The organism is Amycolatopsis nigrescens CSC17Ta-90 (genome assembly GCF_000384315.1).
In the GTDB taxonomy this organism is placed as follows: Bacteria; Actinomycetota; Actinomycetes; order Mycobacteriales; family Pseudonocardiaceae; genus Amycolatopsis; species Amycolatopsis nigrescens.
Window position 1 is genome coordinate 3,051,173 of record NZ_ARVW01000001.1, and the last position, 20,082, is coordinate 3,071,254.

12 protein-coding genes are annotated in these 20,082 nt (G+C 71.0%); 5 read left to right on the plus strand and 7 right to left on the minus strand.

Going from position 1 to position 20,082, the window contains the following annotated elements:
• Nucleotides 1–34: 34 nt before the first annotated feature.
• Entirely contained in the window at nt 35–676 is a 642-nt protein-coding gene (locus AMYNI_RS0114175; RefSeq protein ID WP_020668683.1) for a DUF6801 domain-containing protein, read from the minus strand.
• 352 nt (nt 677–1,028) lie between these two features.
• On the opposite strand from AMYNI_RS0114175, the gene AMYNI_RS0114180 reads away from it, so the two are divergent.
• The 5 genes from AMYNI_RS0114180 (at nt 1,029) to AMYNI_RS44520 (ending at nt 8,775) form a co-directional block, all read left to right on the plus strand.
• A complete protein-coding gene (locus tag AMYNI_RS0114180) occupies nt 1,029–1,982 on the plus strand; it encodes an alpha/beta fold hydrolase (RefSeq protein WP_020668684.1) in 954 nt (317 codons plus the stop codon).
• A 347-nt stretch (nt 1,983–2,329) separates the two neighbouring features.
• Nucleotides 2,330–3,538 (plus strand): PucR-like N-terminal domain-containing protein, encoded by a 1,209-nt coding sequence (locus tag AMYNI_RS0114185; protein WP_020668685.1) that lies wholly within the window; start codon nt 2,330–2,332, stop codon nt 3,536–3,538.
• A gap of 228 nt (nt 3,539–3,766) precedes the next feature.
• The gene (locus AMYNI_RS0114190; RefSeq protein ID WP_020668686.1) at nt 3,767–5,056 is read left to right on the plus strand and encodes a PucR family transcriptional regulator; all 1,290 of its coding nucleotides are present in this window, start codon (nt 3,767–3,769) and stop codon (nt 5,054–5,056) included.
• 42 nt (nt 5,057–5,098) lie between these two features.
• On the plus strand, nt 5,099–8,275 hold the full coding sequence (locus AMYNI_RS0114195; RefSeq protein WP_026360447.1) for an AfsR/SARP family transcriptional regulator: 3,177 nt from the start codon (nt 5,099–5,101) through the stop codon (nt 8,273–8,275).
• Between the two features lie 191 nt (nt 8,276–8,466).
• Entirely contained in the window at nt 8,467–8,775 is a 309-nt protein-coding gene (locus AMYNI_RS44520; RefSeq protein ID WP_020668688.1) for a hypothetical protein, read from the plus strand.
• Nucleotides 8,776–8,820: 45 nt separating this feature from the next.
• Here the strand turns inward: AMYNI_RS44520 and AMYNI_RS0114205 are convergent, their stop codons facing one another.
• The 6 genes from AMYNI_RS0114205 to AMYNI_RS0114230 form a co-directional block, all read right to left on the minus strand.
• The gene (locus AMYNI_RS0114205) at nt 8,821–9,768 is read right to left on the minus strand and encodes an alpha/beta hydrolase (protein ID WP_026360448.1); all 948 of its coding nucleotides are present in this window, start codon (nt 9,766–9,768) and stop codon (nt 8,821–8,823) included.
• Between the two features lie 27 nt (nt 9,769–9,795).
• The gene (locus AMYNI_RS0114210; RefSeq protein WP_026360449.1) at nt 9,796–15,975 is read right to left on the minus strand and encodes a type I polyketide synthase; all 6,180 of its coding nucleotides are present in this window, start codon (nt 15,973–15,975) and stop codon (nt 9,796–9,798) included.
• On the minus strand, nt 15,972–17,780 hold the full coding sequence (locus AMYNI_RS0114215) for a fatty acyl-AMP ligase (protein WP_020668690.1): 1,809 nt from the start codon (nt 17,778–17,780) through the stop codon (nt 15,972–15,974). Before AMYNI_RS0114215 ends, AMYNI_RS0114210 begins: the two co-directional genes overlap by 4 nt.
• A 204-nt stretch (nt 17,781–17,984) precedes the next feature.
• Nucleotides 17,985–18,599 (minus strand): hypothetical protein, encoded by a 615-nt coding sequence (locus AMYNI_RS0114220; protein ID WP_020668691.1) that lies wholly within the window; start codon nt 18,597–18,599, stop codon nt 17,985–17,987.
• A 314-nt stretch (nt 18,600–18,913) separates the two neighbouring features.
• Complete coding sequence (locus tag AMYNI_RS44525; RefSeq protein WP_020668692.1) at nt 18,914–19,516, minus strand: hypothetical protein; 603 nt, start codon at nt 19,514–19,516, stop codon at nt 18,914–18,916.
• Between the two features lie 16 nt (nt 19,517–19,532).
• Nucleotides 19,533–20,063, minus strand: a complete 531-nt coding sequence (locus AMYNI_RS0114230; RefSeq protein ID WP_020668693.1) for a hypothetical protein — start codon at nt 20,061–20,063, stop codon at nt 19,533–19,535.
• Nucleotides 20,064–20,082: the final 19 nt, after the last annotated feature.

Sequence of the window (20,082 nt, forward strand, 5' to 3'; positions counted from 1 at the left end):
CGTGCCCGACCGGCCCCCTGAAAAAGCTCTCGCGTCAGCTGACCGGGATGGTGGCCAGTGCGGTGTCCTGGCCGTCGGCCGCCGTGCAGTCCAGCGGGAAGGTGCCGAGGTCGGTCGGGTTGCCCTGAGCGTCCTTCGGGGTGACCTCGGTCGCGGTGAACTTCTTGCCCACGGCGAAGGACACCTCACCAGGGGCCTTCACGGTGATGCCGGGGATCGGGCCGTTGATGACGAACGGGGTCTCGGCGCCCGGTACCACCGGAGCCGAGGGGATGCTCAGCCCGTTCAGCTTCACGCCGATCTCGGTGTCGTTGATCTTCACGTCCACATCGGTGGCCGCGCCGGTCGCCTCGAAGGTGGTGGCGCCGATCAGGCCGAGTGCGTCCGAGGTCTCGGCGTCGAGCTTGCCGTCGACCTTGAAGTCGGTGGGCTGGATGACCTCGCCCACCTTGCCGGCGTCGGGGAAGGTGATGTTCACCGTGGCGGCCACCGTCTTGACGCCCACCAGCGGGAACTCGCAGGAGAAGCTGATCGGCTTGCTGACCGCGCCGGCCACGGTGACCTCGTCCGCGGACGCCGTGCCGATGGCCACCGCACCGGTGATGGACAGCAGCCCCGCTACACCGGCGAGCGCGAGACCACGGGCAGTGAGTGAAGAACCTTTACGAAGCGACATGACCGCTCTCCTCGAAAATCGATCATCGATGATCAACATCGAATTACCGAACTAGTGTGGTAAAACCCGAAGCAGAATGGCGCAGCTGAATGAGCGGGGCGCCTCATGTTTCAAGGATCAAGGCAACGAAATCCTACAGGGTCCGCCGCCGAGCAGTACGTTACTAACGCGTCCGGCGGTTAGCAAGGAGCAATCCGCCGTCACTCAACCGGGCCTACAAGGTTGTCATGCGCGTACGAGTCTCCGGAGATTTCACTGTGCTTCAGGTGATTGCTTTTAAATGGCCTCGATCAGCAGTTGATGAATCTCGCTCATGCGCTAGCGTCGGAAAGCCGATCGGGAAGGTGGAACGATGAACGTGGCCGCACGTGACGTGAATCTGCACGGGCATGACATCCGCTTCTGGGAGTACGTGCCGGACCCGCCGTCCGGGCAACCGGAAGACGAAGACGTACTGGTGCTCATCCACGGTATCGCCGGCAGCGGGCAGACCTGGGAGCCGCTGCTGGCCGAGCTGGCCCGCCGCCGCTTCCCCCGCCGGGTGCTGGTGCCGGACCTGCTCGGTCACGGAGAGTCCGCGAAACCGCGTGGCGACTACGGTCTCGGCGCGTTCGCCAGCGGCATCCGCGACCTCGCGCTGCTGGAGGGACACCGGCATCTGACCGTGGTCGGGCATTCCCTCGGCGGCGGGGTGGCGCTGCAGTTCGCCTACCAGTTTCCCGAGCTGGTCGGCCGCCTGGTGCTGGTGGACAGCGGTGGCCTCGGCCCGCAGGTCGGCCTGCCGCTGCGGGCCACCGCGCTGCCCGGCGCGAAACTGTTCCTCGACCTCACCGTGAACCGGCTGACGCTTGGCGCGGCCAGGGCGGTCGCCGGGCTGGCCAGGCGGCTCGGCGGCAAGCTCGGCGCGGAATCGAAGGAGCTGGTCAGGCACCTGGCCTCACTGGCCGACGCGGGACGGCGGGCCGCCTTCGTGGTGACCGCGCGTGGCCTGATCGACCTGCGTGGGCAGCGCGCCAGCGCGACCGACCGGCTCTACCTCGCCGAGGCGATGCCGACCCTGATCGTCTGGGGCACCAAGGACCCGATCATCCCGGTGAAGCACGGTATCCGGGCGGCCGAAGCGATGCCGGGCAGCAGGCTGGAACTGTTCGAGAACATGAAGCACTTTCCGCATGCGGCCGATCCGCAAAGGTTCGCTGACATTCTCGAAGAGTTCCTCGCCAAGACCACGCCGGCCCGGCTGGACATCGAAGATATGCGGTCGCTGGTAGTGACCGGCGCCCCGGATCGCGAACACAAACCGTAACGGAAAACTTGTTATCCGGTTGAGCCCCGGCGCGCGGAAAACTATCACTCGCAAGATCGCGGCTCACTCTAACGGGTGCATTGGCGACAACTCGGCAAACCGCCCGCAAGTTCCGTGTTGACACTCATCAAGGTGAAAATTATGTTACGGAGGCCACAAAAACCGGCACAGCCTCGACGACACAGAAGTCGGTTTTGTTGCGGAGTAGGGGTGCAAGCATGCTGGGCTCAGGTGATGTCAAAGTGGTCAGAACCTCACGTGCCGGACAACTGCTCGAATCGACTTCGGTGCCGACCGGTCATTTCGCCGAACGGCCGGCGGTCACACCGGCTCCACGAAGCCCGGTGATGGACAACGCGGGTCGGGAAATAGGCCGGTCCCGCCAGCTTTGGGCGTCACTTCCGCGCGAACTGGCCGACCAGTTCCGGCCGCACGCCGAAGGGATGGCGAAGGAGATCATCACCGCCATCCAGGAAGCGGTGCCGATCTACGCGCAGCCGCTGCAAGGGGCCTTCGGTGAGGTTTTCACCCAGGGCATCGAGCAGAGCCTGTTGCAGAACCTGGACAACCTCGGCACCGGCAAGGCGCCGATGAACCACTGGATCTCGCTGTACCGCCATCTCGGCAAGGTGGAGTTCAGCGAGGGCCGCACGCTCGACCACCTGCAGACCGCCTACCGGGTCGGCGGCAGGGTGGCCTGGCGCTACGTCTCCAAGGTGGGCCAGTCGCTCTGCCTGGACAGCGATATCTTCTGCACCGCGGCGGAGGCCATTTTCGCCTATGTGGACGAGATTTCCGCGCTGTCCATCGAGGGCTACACGATCGCAAAGGCGCGCGCGGCCGGCGCGATCGCTCGACGCCGGCGCCGGTTGCTGGACCTGCTGCTCACCGAGCCGCCGGCCTCACCGCAGGCGATCAGCGGCCTGGCCGCCGAAGCGCGCTGGAAGGTGCCGGAGCAGGTCACCGCGGTGGCACTGGAGCCGAGGCCGGACCAGCACGAGATGGTGCTGCCCGAGTTCGACGGCGACGTGCTCACCGACCTCGAAGGCGCGGAACCCTGCCTGCTCATCCCCGGCACCGTGGAAGATGTCGCCGGACTGGCGAAGGTGCTGGACGGCTGGCGCGCGGTGGTCGGGCTCGAAGTGCCGCTGACCACCGCGTCGGAGTCGCTGCGGTGGGCGCGCCGCACCCTGCGGCTGGTGCGGGACGGGGTGCTGCCAGCGGAACCGGTCACCCGCTGCGCCGATCACCTGTCCAAGCTCTGGCTGCTGACGGACGACTTCCTGTTGCGGCAACTCGGTGACCGCTGCCTCGCGCCACTGGAGGGCCTGACCGTGAAACAGCGGGCGCGGCTGAGCGAAACCCTGCTCGCCTGGCTGCAGTCCCGCGGTGGCGCACCGGAGATCGCCGAGATGCTGAAGGTGCACCCGCAGACCGTTCGCTACCGCCTGCACCAGCTGGAGGCGCTGTTCGGTGAGCGGCTTCACAACGTCAACGACCGGCTGCACATGGAGATCGCCCTGCGGGCAAGGAAACTCACCGGCAAGCTCGGCTGACACGCACCTCGGCGAGTACCACGAATTGGCGAAGTGTTATCCGGTTGACAATTGTTGATCGGATAGCACTTCGCCTTCTCAATTATCGGGCGGTTTTTCGTCCATATCGGTTTGATCGATTGCTTTCCCTGGATCGGCAACGTCGCGCCAAGGTATGTTGGCGTCAAACTTACTGATCACTCCGCACTGCGCGTGAGCTGAAAACCCTTTCCAGGCGATCGAATCGTGGTGATCATCGTGGCCGACCAGCACGGCGAACGGGTGGACGTGGCCTTCGACTCCATGCTGACCCCGTTGCGCCGCACCGAACCCGGCGACGAGAGCGCCCGCGCGGTGCAGCTGTGGTCGCTGCTGCCGAGCGAACTGTCCGGCATCTTCCGGCCGCGGGTGGCCGACGTGGCCGGCGAGGTGCTGACCGAGATCCAGCAGGCGGTGCCGGAGTACGCGCGGCCGCTGGAGGGGCCGTTCGGCAAGACGATCACCGCCGGGGTGCAGGAGGCGATCCTGCAGTTCGTGGACCGGCTCGGCGACCCGACCTCCCCCGCGGACGACCGCGGCCGGGTGTTCCACCGGCTCGGCCGGCACGAGCTGAGCCAGGGCCGCAACCTCGACGTGCTGCAGACCGCGTACCGGGTTGGCGCGCGGGTGGCTTGGCGGCGGATGTCCGAAGTGGGTGCCGAGGCCGGGGTGCCGGTGTCCACGCTCTGCCTGCTGGCCGAGGCGATTTTCGCTTATCTGGACGAGATGTCCGCGCTTTCCATCGAGGGCCACACCTCCGCGCAGGCCCGCGAGGTCGGCGCGGTCCAGCGGCGACGGCGACGGCTGATGGACATGCTGCTCTCGGAACCGCCGGTGGCGCGGCCGGTGCTCGAGGAGCTGGCGAAGACGGCCGAATGGCAGCTCCCCGAGTTCGTGGTGGCGGTGGCCGTCGAGTATCCGGAGAACGAGCACGACGTGCCCTTTCCGTCCCTCGGCGACGAGGCGCTGCTGGACCTGGAGAGCAACACGCCGAGCCTGCTGATCCCGGCGCCGGACGTGGAGGGGGCGCGGAAGCTGGAGCCCGCGCTGCACGGCTGGCGGGCGGCGGTCGGGCCGAGGGTGGCGCTGGCCGAGGCGGCCCAGTCGCTGCGCTGGGCGCGGCAGGCGCTGCGGCTGGCCGGTACCGGGGTGCTGCCGGACGCCCAAGTCATCTGGTGCGACGACCACCTTTCCGACCTCTGGCTGCTGAGCGACCCGTTCCTGATCGAACAACTGGCCGCGCGGGTGCTGGCGCCGCTGGAGGACCTCAAGCCGCAGCACCGCGCGCGGCTGGCCGACACGCTGCTCGCCTGGCTGGAGACCAGGGCCAACGTGCGCGACATCGCCGCCCGGCTTTCCGTGCACCCGCAGACCGTCCGCGCCAGGGTGCACGATCTCGAGTCGCTCTTCGGCGACCGGCTGGAGGACCCGCAGCAGCGCTTCGAGATGATCCTCGCCCTGCGCACCACCCACAAACTGCACAGCTCCGCCCAGCACTGACCCCCACCGGCCGCCGCGCTGAGGCGCGTAACGTTTCCGGCTGTGCGGGTAGCGCTACTGGGGCCGGTGCGGGTGTTCGGCGACGACGGTGAACCGGTCGAGGTCGCGGGCGCCCGGCTGCGCACGCTGCTGGGCAGGCTCGCGCTGGCCGCGGGCAGGGCGGTGCCGTCCGAAGCGCTGATCGAGGACATCTGGGGAGCCGGCGCGCCATCCGGCGCAGCGAACACGTTGCACGCGCTGGTGCACCGGCTGCGGCGGGCGTTGCCATCGGCCGGGCTGGTGGAGTCGCTGGCCGTGGGTTACCGGCTCGCCGTGCCCGCGGACGGGGTGGACGCGCACCGGTTCGAGGTGCTGGCCGCGCGGGGCGGCCGCGAGCTGGCGGCGGGTGATCCGGGGCGGGCGGCGGCCACGCTCGGGGACGCGCTCGCGCTGTGGCGCGGCACGCCGTTCGCGGACCTGCCGGCGGCGCCGTTCGCCGGGCCGGCCGTGGTGCGGCTGGAGGAACTGCGCGCAGCGGCCCGTGAGGACCGGTTCGACGCGGCCCTTCAGCTGGGGCGGCACGCCGAGGTGCTGCCCGACCTGGAGGTGGCGTGCGCGGACGATCCGCTGCGGGAACGCCTTGCCGCGCTGCGGATGCGGGCCCGGTACGCGGCGGGCCGCCAGTCGGACGCGCTCGCCGGGTACGAGGAGATCCGGGCCAGGCTGGCCGACGAGCTGGGCGTGGACCCTTCCGCCGAGCTGCGGCGGACCCAGCTGGCGGTGCTGCGCGGGGACCTGGACCGGTCGGCCGCCAGTACCGAGGCCGCGCCGGGCCGGCTGCCGTCGCGGCTGACGTCGTTCATCGGCCGCGACGACGAGCTGAAGGCGGTGGCCGAGCTGATGGAGTCCGCCCGGCTGGTCACCGTGGTCGGCCCCGGCGGCGTGGGGAAGACCCGGCTGGCCGTGGAGGCGGCGTCGGAGCACCGGGCGTACCGAAGCGGGCGGCTGTGGCTGGTCGGGCTGGCGGGCGTGGAGAACCGGCGTGGGGTGGCCGGCGCGATCCTCGGCGCGCTCAGCGCGGGCACCGGCCAGCTCGGCGGCGCGCCCATCGAGCCGCTGGACCGCGTGGCCGAACTGCTCGGCGGCGGCGACGCGGTGCTCGTCCTGGACAACTGCGAGCACGTGGTGGCCGAGGTGGGACGGGTGGCCCGGCAGCTGCTCGAAGCGCGGCCGCGGCTGACCATCCTGGCCACCAGCCGGGAATCGCTGGACGTCATGGGCGAGGCGCTGTGCCGCCTCGGCCCGCTCGACGTGCCAACCGAGAGCGCGGCGGTCACCGGCGCCGTCGAGTCGGCCGCGGTACGGCTGCTGCTGGACCGCGCTTCCGCCGTCCGGCCCGGTTTCACCCTCGACGAGTCCACCGTCGGCTCGATCGTGGACGTGGTGCGCCGGCTCGACGGGATGCCGCTCGCACTGGAACTGGCGGCGGCGCGGCTGCGGTCGATGAGCATCGGCCAGGTCGCCCAGCGCCTCGACGACCGGTTCCGACTGCTGTCCTCGGGCAACCGCGCGGCGCAGCCCCGGCAGCGCACCCTGCGCGCGGTGATCGGGTGGAGCTGGGAGCTGCTGACCGAATCCGAGCGGGTGCTGGCGCGGCGGATGGCGATCTTCCCCGCCGCCAGCGGAGCCGACGCGATCGAGGCGGTGTGCGCCGACGAGGCGCCGCTGGTGCCGGAGGACGTCTTCTACGTGCTCGACTCCCTGGTCGACAAGTCGCTGGTGGAGCAGAGCGGGAACGGCTATCGGATGCTGGAGAGCATTCGCGCCTTCGCGGCCGACGAGCTGTCGCGCGCGGGTGAGCGGGAAACGGTCCGGCACCGGTTCACCAGCTACTTCGCCGCGCTGGCCGCCGAGCACGAGCCGCTGGTGCGATCTCGTCACCAGACCTCGTCGCTGACGTTGCTCACCGGCGAATACGACAACCTGATGTTCGCGCTGCGTTCGGCGCTGGACGGCCGGGACCCGGCGGCCGCGGTGCGGTTGCTCGGGCTGTTGCACTGGTACTGGTACCTGGTGCGCCACGACGCCCGCACGGAGTCGCTCGTCGCCGAGACGCTGGCGTTCGGCGACGCGCTCCCCGGCGACGCCCGCGCCGCGTTCACCGCGATAGACGAGCTGATCGGCGAGAGCGCGCCGACCACCGACACCGAACGGGTGCGTGCCCTGATCGCCGGCTGTGCGGACACCGGCGCGCTGGAGCGGTACCCGATGCTGCTGATGGTGACCCTGCCCATCGCGCATCAGCTGGGTCTCGACGACCTGGTCGAAGCCGAGATGGTCCGGGTGCGGAGCCGTCCGGACCCCTGGGCCAAGGCGTGCATGTCGCTGCTGGAGGCCCGTATCGCCGGGGACCGCGGGGACTGGACCGGCCTGACTTCCGCCCGCGCGCGGGCGGTGCACGAGTTCACCGCCGCCGGTGACCGGCTGTTGACCGCGGTGTCGCTGGCCGTGCTGTCCGAGGTCCATTCCGTCCGTGGTGAGCACGACGCGGCGATCACCGGCCTGGAACGCGGTATCGCGCTGGCCGCCGGGGCGCAGGACGAGGTCACCTACCTGGTGGCGCTGGCGATCGTGCGGATGCGTGCCGGTGATCTGGACGGCGCCGGACGCGACCTCGACGCGGCCGAGCGGCTGACCCGGGCGCGCGGTCTTTGGTACATGGGCCCCGAGGCGCTGCGTGGCCGCGCCGAGCTGCACCGCCGCGCCGGTGACTGCGAACGGTCCGAGCTGGCGCTCGACCGACTGGCGGAGCTGACCGACCAGTTGCGGCTGCCCGGTCTGGAACGCTGGCTGGCACCGGCCCGGATGGCACTGCGGCTGACCACCGGTGACGCCGCGGGTGCCCGCGAGCTGCTGCCCGCCGCGATCACCGGCACCCAGGCCAGTGGCGACCCGGCCCCGGCCGCGCAGCAGCTGGCCCGGCTGCTGTTCCTGGAAGGCGACTTCCCCGGGTCGGCGACCGCACTCGGCCTCAGCGAAGCCATTCGCGGCGCCTTCGACCACGGCGATCCGGAGCTGCGGGAACTGGTCACCGAGCTCACCCGGCAGCTCGGCGAGCGCGACTACGACGCCGCCTACCGCGCGGGCGCCCGGCTGAGCAGACCCGACGCGCTCGCCCGCCTCGGCGTCCGCCGCGACCCGGCCCTATACGCCCACCCCGTCCCCGTCCGCGCGGTATAAGCCGAACGTCCGCGCAGGCCCTGGCCATTCCCGTCGGCGAGTCGACCATTCACGGTCCGCGAGTCGACCGTTCGGGGGCGGCGAGTCGACCATTCCGGGCCTGCGAGTTGACCGTTCACGGTCCGCGAGTTGACCGTTCACGGCGGTGGCGCGGTTGTCGTAGCCAGCCAACTCGGTGTCGCGAACGGCCAATGACCTCCGACTCCGACCGGGCGGCCGTCGCCGTATTTCCCGAGTTGCAACGGCTGATCGACCTGCGTGAAGTGGGCTGGCTCTTCACCTACGTGCACGACCGGGATGGCTTGTTGGTCATGGTGGCGGGATTGCGGATGTGGCGCGGTGTGCTGCAAGCGGACGCGCTGCGGGTGAAGAGCCCACCCGACGCCCAGGCGCTTCGCAGCGGGCCGGACCACACGATCTGGTTCCGCACCGGCACCCTGGCCGAAGTCGTCGACGGGCTGCTGAGCCTGCCCGTGCCGCAAGGAGACGACCATGCCTGAGGGGACAGCATCGGCCCCGACCCCGCGCGTGTCCGCGCGTCAGGGTCAGAGGGCGAGAGACGAGGTGAGGAGGGGCCAGGACTCGTGCAGGGCGCGGTTCCAGTAGGGCCAGCTGTGCGTGCCGTCGCCGTAGTAGCTGGTGGTGACCGGGATTCCCTTGGAGCTCAAGAGATTCGTGAAGCTCTGGGACGCGGAGAGCGCGGCGGGTTCGAGCCAGTCGGACTTGCCGGGCGGGTCGAGCGGGCCGGCTTTGCCGTTGCCGCAGGAGACGTACAGGCCGACGCCGCGGAACTTTTCCGCATTGTCGTAAGGGTTCTGGGACCGCCACAGGTCCGGCTTGACGTACTGGTTCCCCCACAGTGCCATCAGGTTGAGGCCCTGCTGCATCAGGATGCCCTGGATCACCTCGGGCACCCCGAACTGCATGGTGTTCGGGATCCCGCTGTAGGACGCGGCCGCTCGGAACATGCCGGGATGCCGGAACGCGTACGCCAGCGCGCCGTAGCCGCCGATGGACAGGCCGGCCACCGCGCGGCGGTCGCCGGCCTGGTAGTCCCGTTCGAGGATGCCGCGCAGTTCGGTGACGTGGAAGGTTTCCCAGTCCGGCCCACCGGGCAGGCCGAAGTTCCACCACTTCGAGTACATCCCGGCCTTGCCGTCGCTGGGCATCACCACCAGCACGTCCTTGTTCTCGGTCAGCGCCTCGACGTCGGTGTAGTGCGTCCAGGACTTGTAATCCTGCACCTCGCAGCAGCCGTGCAGCAGGTACAGCACCGGCCACTTCCGGCCGGGCTCCTCGTCGTACCGCTCCGGCAGCAGCAGCCGCACCGGCGCCTCCGCCCCCAGCGCGGGCGAGGAGATGACCAGGTCGAGCGTGCGGCTGTCCACCCTGGTCTCGCTGACCACCCGCGCGCCGTCGGCCGCCGTCGCCTGCGCCGGGAGCAGCACGCCGAACAGCAGCACCACTCCGGTCAGCATCCGCCAACGTCTCATCTCGTTCTCCGTTCACCACGGGAGGTGCTAGGCCGGCGGGCGCTGCACATCCCTGCTTCCTTCGAGAAAGTGCCCGAGCCGCTCGGCGAGTTCGTCCACCTGCGGCGGATCGATCATCGTGAGCTGGTCGCCCGGCACGGTCACCACGCGCAGGCTCGGGCACAGCTCGTCCCAGCCGGGCGCCCGCTCATCGGCCGCCCGGCAGAGCAGCACCGGACCGGCATAGGGCTTCGGCCGGTAGCGTTCCGCGATCTTCGTGTCCACATAGGACGTGTACTGGTGCCGCAGTACCGCGTCGCCGGTGCCGGGCGCGACCGCGGCCAGCCTGCCGAGCACCAGGTCGACCTGCCCCGGCTCGTCCAGCTCCCGCTGCTCGGCCGACGACAGCGCGAGGTCCATTCCGTACACGTCACGCACATGCCGCAGGAACCGGCCCGCGCCTTCGTCCGCCCCGGCGGCCCGCCGGGGCAGCACGGTGCCGATCAGGATCACCGCGTCCACCTGGCAACCCGCCTCGGTGAGCTGCCTGGCCACCTCGTAGGCGAGCATGCCGCCGAAGGACCAGCCGCCGAGCCGGTACCGGCCTTCGGGCTGGATCACCCTGACCAGCTCGACGTACCGGGCAGCCTTCTCCTCCAGCGTGCCCAGCTCGTCCATCCGCTCCAGGCCGTAGCAGGGCTGCCGGTCGCCGAGCCGGTCCACCAGCGGCCGGTAGACGCTGGTGGTGCCGCCGGCCGGGTGGAACAGGAACAGCGGCGGCTGGTCGCCGCGTTCGCACAGCAACCGCACCGGGCCGGTATCCGTGCCTTCGTACCCACCGCGAAGCAGATCGGCCATCGCGGCCACGGTCGGTGCGAAGAAAAGCTCATCAACTTCGGGCGCTTCGCCGAGCCTTTCCACCACTTCGCCGCGAATCCGTTCCGCACCGGACAACTCGCCACCGAGTTCGAAGAAGTCGTCGAACACACCGAACTCGCGGGCATCGAGCACGGCCCGCCACAGCCCGGCGACCCAGCGCTCGGCAGGGTCCCTCGGCGCGACCGGACGCGGCCCCGGTGCGGGAGCCGGGTGCGCGTCTTCGCCGGTCGCGCCGAGGCCCTTTTCAGTGGGGTCAGCGGATTCGAGGTCGGCGAACACCGGCCGACGGCCGAGTTCGGGGAAACGTCCGAGCGCGCGGGACAGGTCGATCCGGCCGACCCCGATCACCGGCGGCCCCGCGCCGAGCACCGCGGCCAGCGCGGCAAGGCCCTCGTCCGCCGCCATCGGTTCGAGCAACGGGTTGTTGCCGGGGCCGGTGGCCCAGGCGCCCCACTGCACGCTGGTCGCCGGCAGGCCCTGCGCGCGGCGCGACGCGGCCAAGCCGTCCAGCCAGGCATCGGCGGTGGCGTGCGCGGCCTGGCCGGGCGACCCGAACAGCGCGGCGGCCGAGGAGAACCCGAGCCACCAGTCCAGATCGTGGCCCTGGGTGGCCTCGTGCAGGTTCCGGCCGCCGAGCACCTTCGGCCGCCACACCTCGGCCAGCCGCGCTTCGGTCAGCTCGGTGACCGGCCGGTCGTCCGGCACCCCGGCGGCGTGCACCACGCCGTGCAGCCGGACGCCGTCTTCGGTGACCCGGTCCACCGCGGCCCGCACCACCGCCGGTTCGGCGATGTCGCCGAGCACCAGCCGGATGTCGGTGCCGCGCTCGCGAAGCCGGTCGAGCACGGCCGACACCTCCGGCGACGGCCCGGTCCGCCCGCACAGCACGATCCGCTTCGCCCCGCGCCCGGCGAGCCAACCCGCGGTGAGCAGCCCGAACGCGCCGAGCCCGCCGCTGATCAGGTAGCCGCCCGGCCGCACCCGCGATCCGGCCGCCGGATCGGCCGGCGCCGTCCGCACCACCCTGGCCACGTACCGACGACCGTCGCGCCAGGCCACTTCGTCATCTGCCGCCACGGCTCGAAGTTCGGCGGCCAGCGCCGCACCGCTGGACGCCGGGTCCAGGTCCACCAGGCTGACCCGGAGGCCAGGATGCTCGAAGGCCAGTACCCGGACCAGCGCCCGCAACGCGGCGGCCCCGGGTTCGCCGTGCTCCCCCTCGGTCACCACCGCCGCGTTGCGCACGGCGAGGTACAGCCGCGTCGGCGAACCGGCCAGTCGTCTGACCACAGTGGACACCGTCAGCAGCAGTTCCCTCGCCACCGCGGGATCCCGGTACGCCCTGGTCTGCGCGGCGATCAGCACCACCCCGGCCGGCGAGCGCAGCCCGTCCGCCAGCTCGGCGACCGGCAGCGCGGTCGCGCTGTCCCCGGTCGCGGCGAGCGCGGTGGCCAAGCCGATGGACTGGGCCAGGCTGGCCGGGCGGTCGTCGGTGAGCACCAGCCAGTCACGGCCGACCGCGGACGGCTCGGCCGGCAACGGCCGCTCCACCCAGCGGGTCTCGAACAGCTTGTCGTGCAACGGAACCGGCAACGCGGCGGAGGACAACCGCCGCACCCGCACCCCGGTCAGCTCGGCCACCACCCGCTCCTCGGCGTCCATCAGCCGCACCGCCCCGAGCAGCTCGTCGCCGGTTCGCCGCACCGCCGCCCGGCAGCGCACCCCCGCCCGCGGATCGCCGGGCAGCCGCACCGACCCGATCCCGGCGGGCAGGTAGACGCCGCGCGCGCCGTTCAGCTCGGCGGCCGCCGCCGCGGCCAGCGTGTGCAGGCAGGCGTCGCCGAGCGCCGGGTGCAGGGTGAACGCCGGATGGTCGGACGCGGCTTCGGGCAGCGCGATCCCGGCGGACGCCCGGCCCCTCGCCGCGTGTACGCCGTGCAGCCCGCGAAAGGCGGGCCCGTAGCTCTGGCCGTGCAGCGCCAACTCGCGGTACAGATCGAGCGGCGGCTCCTCGGCGATCGCGCCCGCCCACGGCGAGACGGGTACCGCGGGTTCCACCAACACCTCGGCCGTCGCGTGCCCGATCCAATCCCCGGAGCCCGTCTTCGACCTGATCCGCACCAGCCCGCGATCAGGGCCGAGCCGGCGGAACTCGGTGCACAACCGGACCGGCTGGTGCACCGGCAGCAGCTCGGCCAGCTCCAGGTCGCGGACCACCAGCTCACCATCCGGCACCCCGAAAACGGCCCGACCGCAGGACATGGCCATCTCCAGGTAGGCCGTGCCGGGCAGCACCGGCATGCCCTGCACCTGGTGATCGGCCAGCCACGGCAGCGTCTCCGGGTCCAAATCGGACTGCCACAGCTCGCGGGCCTCCTCCGGCACCTCCACCCGGACCCCGAGCAGCGGATGCGCACCGGTCGCGGGTGCAGGGCGGCGAGGCTCGGCCCAGTAGCGCTCGTGCTGCCAGGCCGGCCCCGGCAGGTCCAGCACCGGCCCGTCCGGGTACCGGCGGGCGAGCACCGACGGGTGCCCGGCGGCGTGCAGCGCGGCCAGGCTGGTCAGGAAGTCGTCGCGATCCGCGGCCCGGCGGCTCAGCGTCGGCAGCGCCACCGCGTCGTGCCCGCGCACGGTCGCGGTCTGCTCCACCGCGGTGGCCGCGATCGGGTGCGGCGAGATCTCCACGAACATCTGGTGCCCGTCCGCCATCGCGGCGGCCAGCGCGTGCGTGAACCGGACCGGGCGCCGGAGGTTGGCCACCCAGTAGTCCTCGTCGAACACCGGAGTGCCCCGCGGATCGTCCAGCACGCTGGAATAGAAGGTGGTCAGCGGCGGGCCGGCGGGCAGCGTGCCCAGCCCGGCGCGGAACTCCGCCAGCACCGCGTCCACCGCCGGCGAGTGCCCGGCGCTGGTGACGGTCAGCCGCCTGGCCAGCTTGCCGATGCTCTCCGCGTAGGCGACCAGCGCGGCCACCTCGGCCGCGTCGCCGCTGATCGTGCACTGCGTCGGCGAGGTGTACACCGCGACGGACACCCCGGGGAACCGCTCACCCAGCTCGGCCAGTTCGGTGGCGGAAAGCTCCACCACCGCCATCGCGCCGGCCCCGGACGCGGACAGCTCGGACAGCAGCCGCGATCTGGTCGCGACGGTCCACAGCCCGTCCGGCACGGCCAGCGCGCCGGCCACCACCGCGGCGGCCACCTCGCCCATCGAGTGCCCGAGCACCGCGGCCGGCTCGACCCCGTGCGCCCGCCACAGCGCGGCCAGCGCGACCTGCATGCCGAACAGGGTCGGCTGCACCACCGCCGGATCCGTCGACGGGTGGCTGCTGCGCAGCCGCGAGCGCAGCGAAAACCCGGCTTTGGCAAGGAAGATCGGCTCCAGCGCGTCCACCGCGGCGCGGAACTCCGGCTCGGTGGACAGCAGCCGTTTGCCCATCGCCGGCCAATGCGAGCCGTAGCCGGAGAACACGAACACCGGCCCGGCGCAGGCGGGCCGGGAGTTGCCGAGCAGCACCTCCCGGTTCGGCGTCCCGACCGCGAGCGAGCGCAGTCCCTCGACCAGCCTGGATCTGGCCGGCACCACCAGCACGGCCCGCCGGTCCTGGTGGTCGCGCGCCGCCAGCGCCCCGGCCAGTTCGTCCGGCCGGACCGCCTTGCCGCCCGGCGAATCCAGCCAACCGACCAGGTCGCGGGCACGCTGCCGCAGCGCGGCGTCGGTGTGCGCGGAAAGCGCGAAAACGTGCGGCCTGCTGCCCCAGCGCTCACCGGCCGCGGCGGACGTGTTCGGCTCGAACGGCCACTCCTCCAGCACCACGTGCGCGTTGGTGCCGCCGAAACCGAAGGCGGAAACCCCGGCCCTGGCGGGAGTTCCGGCATACCGCGGCCAGTTGGTCGGCTCGGTCACCACCGAAAGGGCGCTGCGGTGGAAGTCGATGTGCGGGTTCGGCTCGGTGAAGTGCAGGCTCGGCGGGATCTTGCCGTGCCACAGCGCCAGCACGGTCTTGATCAGGCCGATCACCCCGGCCGCGCCCTCGAGGTGGCCGAGGTTGGTCTTCACCGAGCCGAGCAGCAGCGGCCTGCCGCGGTCACGGCCGCGGCCGAGCACCTCGGTCAGCGCCTGCGCCTCGATCGGGTCGCCGAGCAGGGTGCCGGCCCCGTGCGCCTCCACGTAGTCCACAGTGGACGGATCGGAGTCGGCGATCGCGTGCGCGTCGGCCAGCAGCGCCCGCTGCGCAGCCGGGTTCGGCGCGGTCAGCCCGTTGGACCTGCCGTCCGAGTTCACCGCGCTGCCGCGGACAACGGCCAGCACCCGGTCCCCGTCGACGCGCGCGTCGGCCAGCCGTTTGAGCAGCACGACCCCGCAGCCCTCGCCGCGCACGATGCCGTCCGCGGCCGCGTCGAACGCCTTGCACCGCGCGTTCCCGGCGAGCGCGCCCGCGCGGTGGAAGGTGGCGGTGATCTCGGGGGTGAGCATCAGGTTCACCCCGCCCACCACGGCCAGGTCGATCTCGCCGTCCCGCAGGCCGCGCACCGCCTGGTGCACGGCGACCAGCGAAGAGGAGCAGGCGGTGTCCACCACCACGCTCGGCCCGCGCAGGTCGAGCTGGTACGACAGCCGGTTGGCCGCGATGCTGGCCGCCGCGCCGGTGGCCGTCCACGGCGCCGTCGAAGCGGAACCGCCCATGGTGAGGTGGCCGTACTCGGCCGAAGAGATACCGACGAACACCCCCGTCCGGCTGCCGCGCAGCGAACGCGCGCTGACCCTGGCCTGTTCCAGCGCGGCCCAGGTGACCTCCAGCAAGATCCGCTGCTGCGGGTCCATCAGGGTGGCCTCGTCCGCGCTGATCCCGAAGAAGTCCGCGTCGAACCCGGTGACGTCGGCCAGGAAACCGCCGTGCCGGGGGAAACCGTCCGCACCCGTGAAATCGGCCCAGCGCCCGTCGGGCACCGGGCCGATCGCGTCGGTACCCGCGACGAGCAGCCGCCAGAAGTCCTCCGGCGACTCCACGTCACCGGGCAGCCGGCAGCCCATGCCGATCACCGCCATCGGCTCACCGTCGGCCGCCCGCGCCCGCACCGGCTCGACCGGGTCGGCAGGGTCACCACCGGCCAGCGAACCGGCCAGCATCGCCACCGTCGGCTGCTGCCACAGCAGGCCGGCGGGCAGGTCCCGACCGGTCAGCTCGCTCAGCTCGGTGGCCACCACGATCGCGTCCCTGGAGGACACGCCCAGCTCGCGCAGCGGCCGCTCCGGGTCGATCGACTCCGGGCGAAGGCCGGTCAGCAGTGCGATCCGATCGATCAGCCAGCGCCGCAGCTCCGGCTCCCCCGGCGGCGGCAGGCTCACCGAGATCCGGTCCGTCCGAAGGCGCCGGCCAGGTAGTTCGCCCGGCAGCGCGACCTGGCCACCTTGCCGCTGGTTGTCCTCGGCAGGTCACCGGGACTGAGCAGCAGCACGTCGTGCAGGCCGACCCCGTGCTGGGCCGAGATGGTGCCGCGCAGCGCCCCGATCACCTCGTCCACGTCCAGCCACTCGTCGTCGATCCACCGCGAGCGTTCCGCGACCACCACCAGCCGCTCGCCGTCGGTGAACGGGACCGCGAAGGCGGCCGCGGAGTGCGGGCGGATCGCCGGATGCGCCTGCTCGGCGCTGACCTCGATGTCCTGCGGGTAGTGGTTGCGGCCGTCCACGATGATCAGGTCCTTGATCCGGCCGGTCACGTACAGCTCGTTCTCGAACAGCACGCCGAGGTCGCCGGTGCGCAGCCACCAGTTGGGTTCCGCGCCGGAGCCGTGGCCGTCCATGATCGCGCAGAAGGTCTCCCCCGACGACGTCGCTCGTCGCCAGTAGCCGCGGCCCACGTTGGGCCCGCTCACCCAGATCTCGCCGACGTAGCCGGCCGGCTGCTCGACCCTGCTGCGCGGATCGACGATGGCGACCTGCTGGCCGACCGGACGTCCCGCCGAAACCAGCACGGACACCCCGCCGAGCGAGTCCTCGGCCGGCACCGCACGGCCACCGGCCAGCCGCACCCGGTCGAAGGCGACCCGGCGCGGCGGCGCACCGGCCGCGGACACCGACACCAGCACGGTCGCTTCGGCAAGGCCGTAGGAGGACCGGTGCGTCTCGGGTTTCAACCCGCACGACCGGAACGCCTCGTGGAACCGGTCCATCACATGCGCCTGCACCGGCTCGCTGCCGTTGATCAGCGCGCGGACCCGGTCCAGCCGCAGGAAGTTCTTGTCCGCCGTGCTGACCCTGGCCGCGGCCACCCCGTAGGCGAAGCTGGGCGCGGCGCTGATCGCGCCGGGGTTGGCCGAGAGCGCGCGCAGCCAGCGCACCGGCTTTTCCAGGAACGCCAAGGGATCCATCAGCACCGTGGACATCCCGGCGAGCACCGGGGCTGCGATCGCCAGCACCAGGCCCATGTCGTGGTAGAGCGGCAGCCAGCTCACCGACACCGCGCGATCCGGCTCCACGCCGTAGGCCCGCGCGGACTGCCTGGCGCTGGCCACCACGTTGCGGTGGGTGATGATCACGCCGGTCGGCACCCTGGTGGAGCCGGAGGTGTACTGGAGGTAGGCCTCGTCGTCCGGGCTTGGTTCCACCGCGCTGAGCAGTTCGGGGAAGCCGCTGGGCACCTCGTCCACCGCGACCACCTGGCGCACCCGCGGCCGGATGCCGTCCAGGAAGGAGCGCACCGTGGACAGCCGGTCCTTGGTGGTCAGCACCAGGCTCGGCCCGGCGTCCCCGATCACCCCGGCCAGCCGCTCCGCGTGCCCGGGCAGTTCGGGGCCGAACAGCGGCACCGCGACCAGCCCGGCCCGCAGACAGGCCAGGAAACCGATGATGTACTCGGTGCACTGGCCCATCAGGATCGCGGCCCGCTCGCCCCGGTCGGTCATGCTCTGCAGCCAGGCGGCGACCTCGGTGACCCTGGTGTCGAGTTCCTGCCAGGTCAGCGAATGGGCGATCCCGGACGGGTTGGACGAGTAGTCGAGATAGGTGACCGCGGTCCGGTCGCCGCGCCGGGTGGCCCAGCCGCTGAGCAGCTCGGGCAGCGTTTCCCGGTGCGCGCCGGCCCGGTCCAGTCCTGCCGGGGAGATTCGAGGGGAAATCCAGGGGCCGGTCTTCTCCGAACTCGTGAACATTCGTGCCTCGCATACTCACCAGGACCTGCGCGCGCTCGTGAGTGGAAACTGTTGTCCCAGCAACACTTTTCACTCACGACCGTGCGACGGGTCACCGATAGTGGAGGGCCGGCGCGGGAAGGGTGGAATCTCCCGCGCCGGCCTGCCTGGACAGCACCGCTGGGGGCCGGTGCCGCCGAGGCTGGTTCTGGTGCTGTGCTGGTTCTAGACCTTTGCGAGCTTCACGTTCGCCGTGTTGTCCGGACCGGCCGAGTTCATGTTGATCAGGAAGGTGCTGAACCCGCAGGCGTCGGACCACTCGGACAGCGTGTACGGAGTGGTCGTGGCCAGGTCGCCGCCCTTGGCCGGGTCGAACGGGCCGGTCGAGCCCAGGGTCAGGGTGGGAGCTTCCTTCTGCTCGCAAGCGTCACCCACCAGCAGCGGGAAGCCCAGCGCGGTCAGGTTCTTCAGCCTGATCTGCAGCGGCAGGGTGAAGTTCTCCACCTTGCCGCCGACGAACTTGCCGCTGGACGGGGCCGCTTCGAAGAACTCGACGTCCAGCTCGGAGTCGAAGGTGCCGAACGCCTTGAACGCCACGTGCGGCGCGGTGTCCTGCTTGAACTTGCTGGTGAAGTTGCCGCTGGCCAGATCCAGCTCGACGTCCACCGTGGCATCGATCGGGATGTCGGTGTTCATCTTGACCACGTGCGCTGCACCGGTGACCTTGTACTTGAGCTTGAGCGGGGCGGCGTTGGCGGTACCGGTGAGCACGCCGCCCACGAGGCCGGCTGCCAGTACGACCGTGGCCACACTCGCCAGCTTGGCCTTGATGTTCTTCATACCGAATCTCCTAGCGTATCCAGTGAAGGTGCACTACGGGTCCTGACAAATTCGGGGATTCCGGGACCCACCAGAACAGTGACGCGGAAAGCGTCTGCCAACCGACTGACTCACACCTCAGCCTCAGCAAGCGAAAACGAAGCTCTTACCATCTTTTCCGCTTATTGGGAGTTTACTGCGACGTAACGGGCGACACAAGCCAAAACGGGGAACAAGTCTTATTCTCGTTTGTCTTCACGAAAATTATCACCAGCCTGATTGCTTCCAGAATTCGACTATCCCCGGCATGCGAAGAAAAGTGACACGATCTCGCCTTACCTCGCCTGCAGGTCGGCGATGAGCCAGCGGCCGCCATGGCGCTCCGCGGTGACGCTCAGCTGGGCGGCGCCCACACTGGACGAACCGGTGTCCGCCCTGGTCGAGCTCTGGTCCAGGAACGCCAGCAGGGTGGCACGGTCGCCGTCGAGCAGCTTCACCCCGGACACCGCCGGTTGCGAGCGAAGGGTCAGCTTCTGCGCCGGCGCCTGCGTCCGCACCTGCGCGAACAGCTGCTCGTACTGGTCTTTCGCCCGGCCGGTGAGCAGCTGGCCCGCCGCCTCTTCGGTCGGCGCCGGATTGTCGAAGGAGTACGAGAAGATCCTGCCCAGCGCGTCGTTCACCTGACCGAGCACCGCGGTGGTGGTTTCGGAGTCGACCAGCGCGGTGTTGTTCGCGGCCGGGCCGCCACGGGCCTGCTGCGACTCGATGGCGAACCAGCCGGCGAGCCCGCCGAACAGCACCGCGGCGGCCAGCGCCAGCACGGTACCGCGACGCGGTTTGGCCGTTTCCGGCTCGTTCTCCGCCTTTTCCGCGGGCTTCTCTTCCGGTTCTTCCGGCTTTTCGTCGACAAGTGTCGCGACGATTTCCTTTTCCGACATTCGTTCTCCTAACCGATCAGGCCCCCGTGACCGGCACCGGGCTGAGCGCGTCCAGCTTCCAGGCGTCCCCGGTTCGGGTCAGCCCGGCCAAGAGCCGGCTGTGCTTGGTCACCGGCGTTCCCCCGTCCGGGGTCACCACGGTTTCCACCGAGGCGATCACCTTGGCGGTGCTCGCGCCGTCGTCCAGTTCGGTCACCGCCGCGTCCAGGATCTTCGCGGTGCTGACCGTTTTGGCCTCTTCGATGCGCTTGACCCCGTTCGCGGTGTCCTTGGCCAGCTCGTCGCGGAGGGTGCCGGTGGATGCCTCCAGCCACCGGTCGTACCCCGCGGCGGCCTGGTGGAAGTCCAGCGTGTTGAAGGTCAGCACCCCCTGCTGCGCGGCCTGCAGCACCCCTTCGCGGGCGATCCCGCGCTGGATCCCGTCGTCCTGTCCGGCGTCCCACCACGAGTATCCGAACCATCCGGCCGCACCCAACGCCAGCACCGCGGCGGAAAGGGCGGCGGAGAACGGAATCCCCCTGCGATCCCGGGCCTTCTTCTCGTTCATGTCACTCCTAACAGGACGG